This window comes from Acinetobacter sp. V115_6, from assembly GCF_031799025.1.
In the GTDB taxonomy this organism is placed as follows: domain Bacteria; phylum Pseudomonadota; class Gammaproteobacteria; order Pseudomonadales; family Moraxellaceae; genus Acinetobacter; species Acinetobacter pittii.
Window position 1 is genome coordinate 67,805 of sequence record NZ_JAVQNO010000021.1, and the last position, 12,781, is coordinate 80,585.

Annotated in this window: 11 protein-coding genes and 1 other RNA gene; 8 read left to right on the forward strand and 4 right to left on the reverse strand. The window is 42.9% G+C overall.

What is annotated here, in order from left to right; all coding sequences use genetic code 11:
• Positions 1–3 precede the first annotated feature (3 nt).
• Positions 4–1,272 carry an exonuclease SbcCD subunit D C-terminal domain-containing protein gene (locus tag RMA94_RS08760; protein WP_311082571.1) on the reverse strand — a complete coding sequence of 423 codons (1,269 nt, stop codon included), beginning with the start codon at positions 1,270–1,272 and terminating at the stop codon, positions 4–6.
• A 163-nt stretch (positions 1,273–1,435) separates the two neighbouring features.
• Here RMA94_RS08760 and RMA94_RS08765 point away from each other — a divergent pair, with 163 nt between their 5' ends.
• Positions 1,436–1,909, forward strand: a complete 474-nt coding sequence (locus RMA94_RS08765) for an OsmC family protein (RefSeq protein WP_213074737.1) — start codon at positions 1,436–1,438, stop codon at positions 1,907–1,909.
• A 61-nt stretch (positions 1,910–1,970) separates the two neighbouring features.
• On the opposite strand, the gene RMA94_RS08770 is transcribed toward RMA94_RS08765, so the two are convergent.
• Entirely contained in the window at positions 1,971–2,348 is a 378-nt protein-coding gene (locus RMA94_RS08770) for a VOC family protein (protein ID WP_005075324.1), read from the reverse strand.
• A gap of 380 nt (positions 2,349–2,728) precedes the next feature.
• On the opposite strand from RMA94_RS08770, the gene RMA94_RS08775 reads away from it, so the two are divergent.
• Together RMA94_RS08775 and RMA94_RS08780 are read left to right on the forward strand one after the other, a co-directional pair.
• Positions 2,729–3,181: an ABZJ_00895 family protein gene (locus RMA94_RS08775; protein ID WP_311082575.1), complete on the forward strand. Its 453-nt coding sequence runs from the start codon at positions 2,729–2,731 to the stop codon at positions 3,179–3,181.
• 88 nt (positions 3,182–3,269) lie between these two features.
• Positions 3,270–4,175: a TIGR01777 family oxidoreductase gene (locus RMA94_RS08780; protein WP_311082576.1), complete on the forward strand. Its 906-nt coding sequence runs from the start codon at positions 3,270–3,272 to the stop codon at positions 4,173–4,175.
• Here RMA94_RS08780 and RMA94_RS08785 read toward each other — a convergent pair.
• Entirely contained in the window at positions 4,167–5,282 is a 1,116-nt protein-coding gene (locus RMA94_RS08785) for an FAD-dependent oxidoreductase (RefSeq protein ID WP_311082578.1), read from the reverse strand. The two genes, RMA94_RS08780 and RMA94_RS08785, sit on opposite strands and share 9 nt — an antisense overlap.
• A 25-nt stretch (positions 5,283–5,307) precedes the next feature.
• Complete coding sequence (gene hemB, locus RMA94_RS08790) at positions 5,308–6,321, reverse strand: porphobilinogen synthase (protein ID WP_039254387.1); 1,014 nt, start codon at positions 6,319–6,321, stop codon at positions 5,308–5,310.
• 142 nt (positions 6,322–6,463) lie between these two features.
• Between hemB and RMA94_RS08795 the strand changes: the two genes are divergently transcribed.
• From RMA94_RS08795 to ssrA, 5 genes are all read left to right on the forward strand, one after another.
• A complete protein-coding gene (locus RMA94_RS08795) occupies positions 6,464–6,961 on the forward strand; it encodes a thioesterase family protein (protein WP_017481338.1) in 498 nt (165 codons plus the stop codon).
• A 267-nt stretch (positions 6,962–7,228) separates the two neighbouring features.
• Positions 7,229–8,380, forward strand: coding sequence for an EmrA/EmrK family multidrug efflux transporter periplasmic adaptor subunit (locus RMA94_RS08800; RefSeq protein ID WP_002121732.1), 1,152 nt, complete (start codon positions 7,229–7,231; stop codon positions 8,378–8,380).
• Positions 8,381–8,386: 6 nt separating this feature from the next.
• Complete coding sequence (locus RMA94_RS08805) at positions 8,387–9,910, forward strand: DHA2 family efflux MFS transporter permease subunit (RefSeq protein ID WP_311082581.1); 1,524 nt, start codon at positions 8,387–8,389, stop codon at positions 9,908–9,910.
• Positions 9,911–10,213: 303 nt separating this feature from the next.
• Positions 10,214–12,199: a gamma-glutamyltransferase gene (gene ggt / locus RMA94_RS08810; RefSeq protein ID WP_311082583.1), complete on the forward strand. Its 1,986-nt coding sequence runs from the start codon at positions 10,214–10,216 to the stop codon at positions 12,197–12,199.
• Positions 12,200–12,360: 161 nt separating this feature from the next.
• Positions 12,361–12,720: a transfer-messenger RNA gene (ssrA, locus tag RMA94_RS08815) on the forward strand.
• The last annotated feature ends 61 nt before the right edge of the window (positions 12,721–12,781 follow it).

Genomic DNA, 12,781 nt, shown 5'->3' on the forward strand with positions numbered 1-12,781 from the left:
TCCTTAATGGCTTGCATCATTTTCAAGATGTTTTTGTGCTTCTTGTACCAGACTCAGAAAATCTTTTAAGACCGCATCATCGGCGTTGTAACCTTGTTTTTCCCAAATATTTTGAAAGAGTCTTTCTGGTGTTGGTGGTTCAAGTGCGATTTGCTGGGTGGTATTTGAATCGGTCGCGTCTTTATTTACATATTGACGTGAAATACGCACTAAACGATAGCGGTCAGGTGGTAGAGCTGCTTCAAACTGCTGACGTAAATTTGGCTGTGGCGGCGTTAAACTATAATACTCAATATCGACATATTCACGGTGGTCAATATTCTCAATCACGCCGTGTGGTAAAGCTTTGAGTTGTTGTAGCACTTCATTTAACTCACCACGGATACGGTGCAATTGTATGCAACGTGGAATTTCTACAGCTTCAAATTGCAAACGGCTGTCTGTGTCTTGAGTCGGATCAACTTTGACCTCAACCACTTGATGCTTGTAATTAATTTCACTAAAAGAAAGTGGAATGGGTGAACCGCTATAACGAATGTGCGGCTGACCTACCTTTTGTGGTTTATGTAGATGTCCTAAAGCGACATAGTCCACCGCATCTTCAAACAATGTCGTTGAAAGTGCCTCTTCATTACCAATAATAATGGGGCGTTCAGAGTCGGATGTTTCCCCACCTTGCATATGCGCATGTGACATCAAAATAAGTGCTTGGTCTGGCGTTTTACGACGTTTGGCTTCGGCAATAAGCTGCTGGTGCAAATAGGCAATCGCATTTTTGCTATTGGTGGTATGTTCGTTAAAGCCCGTAATTTCGGCTGAGCGTAAAAAAGGCAGGGCAAGGCACCACGCCACAATATCTTGATTTTGATTATAAATAGGTAAAAGTAGTCGATCGAGATCTAGAGTTTTATCTTCATTCCAGCGAACCACACCTACGGTTTTTGCATTGTATTTTTCTAAAAGCGGTTCGACCTGTTCAATACGATAGCCTGAGTCATGGTTACCCGCAATCATGAGTGTTTGCATGTGCGGTGCAATACGATGGGCATCTGCTAAAAATTGGTAGAGTTGTTTTTGTGCTTGTGAACCCGGGTTAATGACATCAAAAATATCGCCAGCAATAAGCAGGGCATGAGGTTGTTTTTCTTGAATTTGAGTGAGCAACCAACTTAAAAATTGTTGGTGTTCGTAGTGTCGTGAGTGATTATAAAAAAACTGCCCCAAATGCCAGTCAGAAGTATGTAGAAAATGTACGGACATAGAAACAGACATCAAGCCAAGATAAACACAGATACGTTAGCATAAATTGGCAGGAGATTTTATCAAGACATTTTAAAGTGCTCGTTATTTAAGCCAGCAATGAAATCTGAATTATTTTGTCTCCTTAAGCTCTGCTTTGTTACTATCAGGTCAAACCATGAACTTTGAGAACAAAATGGCTATTCATAAATACGAAGTAAAAATACAGTGGGAAGGCAATACGGGTACAGGCACTTCATCTTATCGTTCATATAAACGCGACTTTAGTATTCAGCATCCTCAAAAGACGACTATTCAAGGTTCATCAGACCCTGCCTATTTGGGCGATGTGACCAGATGGAACCCCGAAGATTTATTGGTTGCATCAGCTTCAGCTTGTCATAAGCTTTGGTATTTACACCTATGTGCAGTCAATCATATTCACGTTGTGAGTTATGTCGATCATGCACTGGGATTTATGGAAGATACAGATCCGGTCAAACGTGGTCATTTTACCCAAATTATTTTAAGACCAGAGATTGTTTTAGAAAAAGGTGCAGACCAAGAGTTTGCAGCAAAACTGCATGAAGAAGCACATCACGAATGTATGATTGCCAATTCGGTGAATTTTCCGATTACATGTGAGGCCAGCTTTAGCTTTGCCGAATAATTAATATGAAATAGCCACCGATAAAAAGGCGGTGGCTATACATTAAAAATAAATAAAATCTTTAAGCTGCATTTTCATCGACTTGAAAAATACCAAAAACGTTGTGGTCTAAATCGACAAAGTAACCATGCCAAGCACGGCCCGGAATAGCGAATTTATCCATTGCTACAATACCACCTTGCGCTAAAATTTTTGCAGCTACCTCATCGAAGTTTTCCACCTGAACCGAACAGGTAAATGCATTTGTCCCATATTCCATTGGAGGCGTTTGAGCGGGGCGTTTTAATAGCCCACCCATAATTGAAGGTGTCTCTATGCGATAATATTCAATCGGTAAGTTTGGATCTAGTTTAAATTGCCAGCCAAACACAGCTTGATAAAACTGCGCATCGCGGGCAGGGTTTGAAGACTGGATTTCAAAATAGGCAATAGTGTTCATATTATTTAAATCATATTTTTATGGTGTAAAAAGTATACGCATAGCCTTTATAGCCACGAAAGCACTATTGTGTATGGTGAGCGTAAAATAAATGAAAGTGCTAGAAAATAAAAACCGACGATTCGAGTGATGAGAGAATCGTCGGTCAAAAACTTCATCAAGGGTTTCGGCTGCTAACAAAACCTAATCCGAAGGAAGGAAAGAGTCGTAATGAAAGGTCACCGAAACAATTTTGCGGATGCCGTGCAAAGGAAGTATTCGGTTGCTGCGACCTTGTTACCCTATATAACGTCAAGAGATCAGGATTGGTTGACAGAAAAATGAAAAAAAATCGAAAAAAATTTATAATTATTTTTTGAACCCATAAATTAGGCAAAAATATGACCAAATTACGTTCTTACTTTCTCTGGTTTTTTGGTTTATGCATCGTGCTCACCTTAATTGTAGGTGTGGTTGCAGCACTATTACCAGCGAGTGTAGGCGGTATTTTAACAGCCGTTCCATATTTAGGCGCAATGATTTTTGTCTTATTTAAATTTTTAAAGAAAGAACGCCGTGCCCCGACTGTACCAGAAAAAAAGAAATTTACTTTAGGTTTTACCCTGATTTTTTGGGGCTACAACTTATGTGGTGTTTTATTTGGCCTGTTTTTATTTTCAAGAAAAGACCCTGAGATTTTGCAAAACTTTATGCTTTACCTCAAACAGCCTCAGTTCTTAAGCATTATGGTGATTATGCTTTTAATGTTAGCTATTCCGCTTTATTTAATTACCTACTGGTTTTATGGAAAACAGGCACAGCGCATGGCAAACAAAATGTTTAATGTGTCATAACTCACCACAAAAACTGATACGATTAGATCGTTATTAAATTTTATAACTATATTAATTAAAAACTGCTGTCCTCGGTTTTGGAGGAAATATGAATAAGAATGTATTAATCACAGGTGCCAGTGGCTTTATTGGAACGTATTTAATTAGGTTCCTATTACAAAAAAATTATAACGTGATTGCGGTGACACGGCAGGCTGGAAGGGAATCTGACCATCCTGCCTTGCAGTGGGTACAAAAGTTTGAAGATATTTCGACCCGACAAATTGATTATGTGGTGAATTTGGCAGGTGCAAATATTGGCGAGAAACGCTGGACCGAGTCACGTAAAAAACAACTCATTGAAAGCCGTGTAAATACGACCCGAAAACTGTATGCATGGCTTAATCAATCTCAAATTTTTCCGGAAGTGATTGTGTCTGGTTCTGCAATTGGTTATTACGGAATAGATGATCAAGAAAAGTGGGCAGAAGTGTGTACTGAACAAAGCCCGCCACAGCCTATTTTTATGTCCGAGCTTTGCCAAGAGTGGGAGCGAGCAGCTTTAGCAGATTCTCAACAAAATACTAAAATTATTCGCTTAGGTGTGGTGTTTGGGCAGGGCGGTGGCATTTTGCCTAAAATGTTGCTTCCTATTCGATTCAATTTAGTCGGTCAAATTGGTCATGGCCGTCAGCCTGTGGTTTGGGTACATATTGAAGACGTATTAAACGCAATTGAGTTTATATTTAAACATCCTCAATCAGCTCAAATTCACAATGTCGTAGCGCCAGAAAATGTGACTCAAAAAGCTTTTGTTGAACAAGCAGCAGAGGTTTTGAATAAGAAACCATTGTTGTCAGCGCCAAGTACGGTTTTTCGCTGTTTGTTAGGGGAACAATCGCAATTGATCTTAAATGGACAATACGTCAAACCCGCTGCCTTACAAGCAGAAGGATTTGAGTTTGCTTATCCTCAGTTAAAAATGGCTTTAGAAAATATACTCGCGTCAGGCTAAGATTTTATTTTGCAAACGCTCTGGGGAATATGCTTTGGCATCAACTAATGTCGGTTGATCCAGCATAAGCTGACGGAGCAATTGCGCAGAACCTGCGCCCATACACAAACCATTTCTAAAATGACCAAAGTTTGCCCACAGGTTATCCATTTCAGGCATTTTGCCAATGTAGGGAACGCCATTTGGTGAACTTGGTCTGAGTCCTGCCCAGCGATGTACAATCGGGAAATCGGCCAGTTCAGGCACCATTTCTAAACATGCTTCTAAAATATTGTGCTGAGTCGTTTCATCGGTAGAGGTGTCAAAACCACGATGTGCCATGCTAGAACCACATACGATATGACCATCCATACGAGGAATCAGATACATGACTCGATTCATACACATGGTCGGTAGCCAGTGAGCAGGGGTTTTAAATAACAGCATTTGGCCTTGAACAGGTTCGACTGGAATTTCGAGTTGTAATTGTGAGTTCCAGTAATGGCTCCAAGCGCCCGAAGTTATTACAAAATGGTCTGCTGTATATTTGCGACCATCTTCGGTTTGTAGTGCCTGTATCACATCGCCATTTTGAATCAGTTTTTTAACAGGAGTGTGTTCAAAAAACTCAACATTTGGATGTTGCTTTAAATAGCTAATCAGGGACTGTAATACACGTGGATTACGAATATTAGACAGTTCAGGGAAATAAATGGCTTCTTGAAACTGATCGGAAATATGTGGATTTACTTGTTCTAGCGCATCTCGCTGTAAATATTCACAGCGCTGCATCGGTTCTTGATGCTGCTCGGCGTAGGAAAGTCCAACGTCAAAATCTTCTTCATCAAAAATCAGCATGCCTGTGTCATGTATTTCAAAATCAATCCCTGTAACAGGGTAGAGCTTTCGGTTCCATGCTTGATAAGAAGCTTTGCCAAATTGAGCGAGTTGGTTCACTGCATGCACATAACGCCACGGGTACATCGGAGAGAGAATACCTCCGCCAGCCCAAGAGGCTGCTTGTCCCGCTTGTTGTTGATCAAAAATGCTGATGGTACAGCCTTGTTCAACCAACTCCAGCGCAGACATTAATCCACTTATGCCCGCGCCAATAATTGCAATATGCATGCAGTGTTATCCTTTCTCTGCGAACTTAGTTCATTTCCTTGAGTTTTTCAGCAGCGGTTTCTGCAAAGTAAGTCCAGATTCCGTCTGCACCAGCGCGGCGGCAGCACATGAGTGATTCTAAAATGACTGAGTCTGATAACCAGCCATTTTGAATTGCGCCAGCTAACATTGCATATTCACCACTCACTTGATAAATGAATGTCGGAACACCAAAGGTATCTTTCACTTCACGTACCACATCCAGATATGGCATGCCCGGTTTTACAATCACCATGTCGGCGCCTTCTTGAATATCAAGCGCGATTTCATGTAAAGCTTCGGCACGGTTGGCAAAGTCCATCTGGTAGTTATATTTATTACCACCTTTAAGGTTGGATGCAGAGCCAACAGCATCACGGAACGGGCCATAGAAGCTAGATGCATATTTTGCAGAGTAGGCCATGATGTTGGTATAGATGTGACCATTGGCTTCTAAAGCCTGACGAATCGCGCCAATACGGCCATCCATCATGTCACTAGGAGCAATCACTTCGGCACCTGCTTCTGCGTGACTTAACGCTTGTTTAATCAAGCATTCTACAGTCTCGTCATTTAGCACATAGCCAGTGTCATCAATAATGCCGTCTTGACCATGGGTGGTATATGGGTCGAGGGCACCATCGGTAATTAACACCATTTCTGGTAATTCTTTTTTAAGCAGACGGCAGGTGGTTTGTACTAAACCATCTTCACGCCATGCAGCTTCTGCGGTGAGGCTTTTATCTTCTTGCGGGGTAACTGGAAAAAGAGCCAGTTTTGATACGCCCAATTCCAGAAGTCTTTCAGCTTTTTTCAGTAACAAATCTGCCGACAAACGCTGAATGTTCGGCATACTTGGAATATCTTGGGTCTGATTTTGTCCCGGTAATACAAATACTGGATAAATCAAGTGATTGGTAGTGAGCTGTGTTTCGCTGACCATCGCACGCAACTGGTCATTTTTACGGATACGGCGCATGCGAGTGGCTGGAAATGCAGGACGATTGAACGTATAAGTCATAACAATCTCGATGTTCGGTATTACACTAGGATAGGTTGGCGGATATTCCATTACTGTCAACCGACTGCTGTATTGTAGCCCCATAATGCTGTATTTGTACAAAATTATGGGCGTTTATCATGCTTTTAAATTTAGGCAACATATGAGTGAAGAAAAGAAAAATTGGACTGGGAACATCCATTTAGGTGCAAAAACTGACCTGACTGTGGTTCTCAACCAATTATGTAAGGCGTTTAATAGCTCTCCTTTTTTTAAGCATAGTGGAATGATTATGCGTGTGGTGGACGGGCACATTGAAGGCTATATCGAGATGCAACCCAACCTGATTGGCAATTTGGCATTTCAGATTTTGCATGGCGGTGTTGCTGCAACTTTGCTCGATAGTATTGGTGGAATTGTGGCAATGGAACACCTATATCGCCGTTCAACTCCCGAAACTTTAACTGAAACCATTAAGCAAGTGTCGCGTTTGGCAACAGTCGACATGCGTGTAGATTATTTAGCACCGGGGCGTGGTAAATATTTTATTGCACGTGCTGAAGTTCTGCGTTTAGGTCGTAAGGGCTGCACCATGCGCATGACCATGGTCAATGATGAAGAGAAAGCCATTGCTGCCGGTATTGCTTCATATGCCTATTAAGCAATGAATTGAACCATTTAAAAGCGCCGAGTGCGCTTTTTTTAGTGTTTGAAAAGCTAAAATTTTTACAAAAACTTTGAGATAAACATTAATTTAATTAGAACGAACGCATGAGTTATAAATTTTTATTCTCATATTATGAGGTTTTAGCGTTAAAATTAGCTCCTTTGACAATGCGGTATGTCTTGTTTATAGAAAAATAAAAACTCTATAACAAGGTGTAGTGCGAGATTGATGGCAAAGCCAACTCATCTTTAGGAACATACCATGACTGATGCACAAAGCAATGTACAAGAAACAGTGCCAACAACATCTGCCTCGGATGAAAACAATCAAAACAAGCGCAAAAAATTTCTTGGTTTTTTTGCGCTGATTTTATTGATCGCCGCTATTTTGTATGCAATCTGGGCATTATTTTTAAATAATTCCGTGAGTACGGATAATGCCTATGTCGGTGCAGAAACCGCGCAAATTACTTCAATGGTGAGCGGACAGGTCGCTCAGGTTGTCGTAAAAGATACCCAAACGGTACATCGTGGTGACGTGCTGGTTCGTATTGATGACCGTGATGCCAAAATTGCATTGGCCCAAGCTGAGGCAGAACTTGCCAAAGCAAAACGCCAATACAAACAAACTGCGGCAAACAGTAGTTCTTTAAACTCTCAAGTGGTGGTGCGTGCTGACGAAATTAACAGTGCCAAAGCACAAGTTGCCCAAGCACAGGCTGACTATGACAAAGCTGCTTTAGAACTGAATCGCCGTGCGCAGCTTGCTGCCTCTGGTGCAGTGTCTAAAGAAGAACTGACTAAAGCACAAAGTGCAGTTGAAACAGCCAAAGCAGGGCTAGAGCTTGCTAAAGCTGGTTTAGCGCAAGCCTCTTCGAGCCGTAAAGCTGCCGAAAGTACTTTAGCTGCAAATGAAGCGTTAATTCAGGGTGTAAGCGAGACTTCAACACCTGATGTACAAGTTGCACAAGCACATGTTGAACAAGCTCAGCTTGATTTGGAACGTACCGTGATTCGTGCACCAGTCGATGGGGTGGTTACGCGTCGTAATATTCAAGTCGGTCAACGTGTTGCACCGGGCACCAGCATGATGATGATTGTGCCGCTCAATGATTTATATGTAGATGCGAACTTCAAAGAAAGTCAGTTGAAAAAAGTCCGTCCGGGTCAGGCTGTCACATTAACTTCAGATTTATATGGCGATGACGTTGAATATCACGGCAAAGTGATGGGCTTCTCTGGTGGTACAGGCTCTGCCTTTGCCTTAATTCCGGCTCAAAATGCAACAGGCAACTGGATTAAAGTGGTTCAACGCTTACCGGTTCGTATTGCACTTGATCCGAAAGAACTTGCTGAACACCCACTGCGTGTCGGCTTGTCGATGGAAGCAAAAGTCGACTTATCTGCGAAGTAAACGCTTATGAAAACGCAAACACCTTTTGCCGAACTAAGCGGTGGCCGTTTAATACTGGCAGCGTTTGTTATTGCCTTGTCGAATTTTATGGTCGTGCTTGATACGACCATTGCCAACGTATCTGTACCGCACATTACCGGTAACCTTGCCGTTTCAAGTACACAAGGAACATGGGTTGTTACGTCGTATGCTGTTGCAGAAGCGATTTGTGTACCTTTAACAGGTTGGCTTGCGGGTCGCTTTGGAACCGTTCGGGTTTTTATTTTTGGTCTGATTGGTTTTACCATTTTTTCTTTCTTGTGTGGTCTAGCAAACTCATTAGGGATGCTGGTGTTTTTCCGTATTGGACAAGGTCTATGCGGTGGCCCCCTCATGCCACTCAGCCAAACCTTGCTGATGCGTATTTTCCCTCAAGAAAAGCATGCACAGGCGATGGGCTTATGGGCCATGACTACCGTCGTTGGACCAATTTTAGGGCCAATTTTGGGTGGTCTGATTAGTGACAACCTGTCTTGGCACTGGATTTTCTTTATTAACATACCAGTCGGGATTGTTTGTGTTTTAGCAGCAATCCGTTTGCTTAAACCAGCCGAAACAGAAACGATTTCTTTAAGAATCGATACCGTCGGTTTAGGTCTGTTAATTTTGTGGATTGGTGCGCTCCAGCTCATGCTCGATTTAGGGCACGAACGAGATTGGTTTAATAGCACCAGCATTATCGTTTTAGCTTTAACTGCCGCTATTGGCTTTGTGGTGTTCCTCATATGGGAGCTGACCGATAAACACCCCGTGGTAGACGTGAAAGTCTTTAGGCATAGGGGCTTTGCAATCTCGGTGCTGGCCTTGTCGCTTGGCTTTGGCGCGTTCTTTGGCAGTATTGTACTGATTCCCCAGTGGCTGCAAATGAACCTTTCCTACACCGCCACGTGGGCAGGCTATTTAACTGCAACCATGGGCTTTGGTAGTCTGACCATGTCACCGATTGTGGCAAAGCTCTCGACCAAACATGACCCAAGAGCACTAGCGAGTTTCGGTTTAATTTTGCTGGGTGGTGTGACCTTAATGCGGGCATTCTGGACCACAGATGCCGACTTTATGGCGTTGGCTTGGCCGCAAATCTTGCAAGGTTTTGCTGTACCGTTCTTCTTTATTCCACTGTCGAATATTGCACTCGGTTCGGTACTCCAGCAAGAGATTGCATCCGCTGCGGGTCTTATGAACTTCTTACGAACCATGGCAGGGGCGATTGGTGCTTCAATTGCAGTGACCGTGTGGGATGACCATGCTAAAGTTGCGCGTAGTGAAATGGTGTCAAACCTACATACGACTGAAGTACAAAACACACTTTTGCAAAATGGTTTTACGGCTGACTCGACCTTAGGAATTATTTCAAACCTTGTCGATAAAGAAGCGATTACCATGTCGGCAAACCATGTATTTTTGCTATTTGCGATGGTGTTTGTCTTTGCGGGACTGGTCATTTGGCTGTGTCCAAAACCCAAACAGGTCAGCGGTATGCCTTCTCACTAAGCACCAAAAAGCATCTCTTCGGAGGTGCTTTTTTTAGGCCAACTACAAAATGAGTGAGTTTATAAATAGGAAATTTTGCCTGTATTTAAAGAAATAAAGCATGCCAGAATTGGGCAAATCAGTTATAAAAGAGTGTGATAACAAGCAAGGAGACATCGCACAGAGCACAAAATAAACACCCTCAATCATTTAATAATATTAAAACTTTATTTTTATCAAAGATTAAAAAACTGAAGACCTGAAAACAAAGAAGCTTGCATGGCAATTGCATGGATAGGCAGGCGTATATATTGGAGTTATCACGTGAATAAAAGATATTCATTTTTGTTCAGTAGTTTATTAGCAGTCGGTTTATTACAAGGATGTGGAGATGATTCCTCGTCAGATCAGCTCAAGGATGATTCAAATACAACCCCGCCCAATTTAATTGTTGATAATGACCCGACCAGTTGTAGCAAACTGGCACAAGACGGTTCAAGCGTAGTGGTCGGTTCAAACCAAAATGGTGACCCGGCAGCGCCAGAGGGTGCTTCGGGTTATAGACTCGGTAACACGGTTAAATACGCAGATAAATATATGGTGGTGGCAAATACGCCACTTGCGGTAAAAGCGGGTTGTGATGTTTTAAAAGCAGGTGGTAGTGCAGTCGATGCAGCCGTTGCGGTACAAGCCGTGCTTGGTTTGGTCGAGCCACAGTCGAGTACCATTGCTGGTAGCGGTTTTATGATGTATTACGATGCCAAAACCAAACAAGTCACTGCTTATGATGGCCGTGAAACCGCACCTGCCGCAGCCAACGAATTTTATTTAATTCGCCAAAATATATATGACCCAAATTCACCTGCACCAGTACCAAGTGCGCGCCGTAGTGGTCGCTCGATTGGTGTGCCGGGTGTGATGCGTTTGCTTGAACAAGCACAAAAAGAACATGGCAAACTCAAATGGAACCAGCTTTTTGGTGAAGCGATTGGTTTGGCTGATAATGGTTTCCGCATTCCGGGGCGTTTGGCAGATGCAATTGCAAGCAATGCAAACAATTTAGCACTCGATGCAAATGCAATGGCGACCTATTTCTACCCAGATGGATCACCACGTAAAGTCGGTGAGACCATGACCAATAAAGCGTATGCAAAAACGCTTGAAGCACTCGCTTCACAAGGCGCAAATGCGCTGCACACGGGTCCAATTGCTCAAGCGATTGTGGCAAAAGCAGGGCAAACTGTAGGGGATGACCCCGCACGGACTCCAATTACCCCAAGTTTAATGACCTTACAGGATTTATCGAACTATCAGGTGAAAAAACGCGACCCGATTTGCACGACGTACCGTGACCGTTACTATGTTTGCACCATGCCGCCTCCATCTTCGGGAGGAATTGCGGTTGCACAGACGTTGGGTATTTTAGAAAACTTTGATATGTCGCTTTACCCACCTAAGAACCCTGAAAATGAAGGCGGTGTACCTGATGTCATGGGCGTACATTTAGTGTCTGAGGCAGAGCGTTTGGCCTATGCCGACCGCGATAAATATGTGGCAGACACTGACTTTGTTCGTTTGCCGGCACAGGGTATTCCAAGTTTTATTGATAAAAATTACCTGAAACAACGTGCAGCACTAATTAACCCGAACCAAAGTATGGGCGTTGCGCCTGCAGGCAATTTCAACCCAGCTTCGGGTGTCGACACGACTGTTGAACATGGCACGACTCAGTTCACGATTGTAGATGCCTATGGCAATGTGGTTTCAATGACATCGACTGTTGAATCGAGCATGGGTTCATTCCACATGGTGGATGGTTTCTTGCTGTCGAACCAGTTAACTGACTTTAGCGCGAATCCTTATGACAGCACTGGGGCACCAGTTGCCAACCGTGTAGAAGGGGGCAAACGTCCACGTAGTACTATGGCACCAACTTTAGTGTTTAAAGGCACCACGCCAGATGAGTTTTATATGGCAACAGGTTCACCAGGCGGCGGGACCATCATTCAATATGTGGTTAAAACGTTGGTGGGTGCATTGGACTGGAACTTAAATGCACAGCAGGCCACTTCGCTTGTAAACTTTGGCGCAACCAATAGCAAAAACACCAATATTGATAGCTCGAATGTACAGCTTTCCTTAGTTGACTTAATTGAAGGCTTAAAAGCAAAAGGGCATGGCATTTCTAACACTGCGCAAACCAGCGGTATTTCAACGATTATGAAAGTAAATATAAATAATCAAAGCAAATACGCAGGTGGGGTAGACCCACGCCGTGAAGGGATCGTGTTAGGCAATGGAGCTTTATAGATCAAACTTTAAAAAAAGCTGTCATTTTTGGCAGCTTTTTTATGAGGGGCCTTGAAAAAAACAAAAGGCTCTCCATTATGTAAATATGTTCATCAGTAGCAGACTGTTGATAAATTGCACAGCATTTTATTTTAGTTATGCTATGATGTTCAGACATTCATGGGGATGTTATTGGCTTCGACGCCGGTGATGAAACTCATAGATGCATGCCGAGAGCGCATTTTCTCTCGTAAATAAAATTTGCATTTTAATAGTCGCAAACGACGAAACTTACGCTCTAGCTGCCTAAGGGCAGTTTGTCCGCTTCCTAGAATACTTGTGGTTTAGGAACCCGACCGTAGCGCACGCACACAAGTCCGTATAGAGTCAAGCCTCGGGGCTTTATACCAAACTTAGAGGATCGCACCTTGTACCCTGTTCGTCGGGTCACTTGGTGTTAAAACAATAGACGATATCTAAGCATGTAGTATTCTCGAGCGTAGTGCTGGCGGACGCGGGTTCAACTCCCGCCATCTCCACCAAAATTCGTGAAAAACCCTGAAACGTAAGTTTCGGGGTTTTTTATTGGCTTTAAATTAATAT

Coding starts and splice junctions, on each gene's coding strand:
- RMA94_RS08770 (WP_005075324.1), bottom strand. CDS start 2,348: ATGAACACTATTGCCTATTTTGAAATCCAGTCTTCAAACCCTGCCCGC.
- RMA94_RS08795 (WP_017481338.1), top strand. CDS start 6,464: ATGAGTGAAGAAAAGAAAAATTGGACTGGGAACATCCATTTAGGTGCA.
- RMA94_RS08780 (WP_311082576.1), top strand. CDS start 3,270: ATGAATAAGAATGTATTAATCACAGGTGCCAGTGGCTTTATTGGAACG.
- RMA94_RS08775 (WP_311082575.1), top strand. CDS start 2,729: ATGACCAAATTACGTTCTTACTTTCTCTGGTTTTTTGGTTTATGCATC.
- hemB (WP_039254387.1), bottom strand. CDS start 6,321: ATGACTTATACGTTCAATCGTCCTGCATTTCCAGCCACTCGCATGCGC.
- RMA94_RS08765 (WP_213074737.1), top strand. CDS start 1,436: ATGGCTATTCATAAATACGAAGTAAAAATACAGTGGGAAGGCAATACG.
- RMA94_RS08805 (WP_311082581.1), top strand. CDS start 8,387: ATGAAAACGCAAACACCTTTTGCCGAACTAAGCGGTGGCCGTTTAATA.
- RMA94_RS08785 (WP_311082578.1), bottom strand. CDS start 5,282: ATGCATATTGCAATTATTGGCGCGGGCATAAGTGGATTAATGTCTGCG.
- RMA94_RS08800 (WP_002121732.1), top strand. CDS start 7,229: ATGACTGATGCACAAAGCAATGTACAAGAAACAGTGCCAACAACATCT.
- RMA94_RS08760 (WP_311082571.1), bottom strand. CDS start 1,272: ATGTCTGTTTCTATGTCCGTACATTTTCTACATACTTCTGACTGGCAT.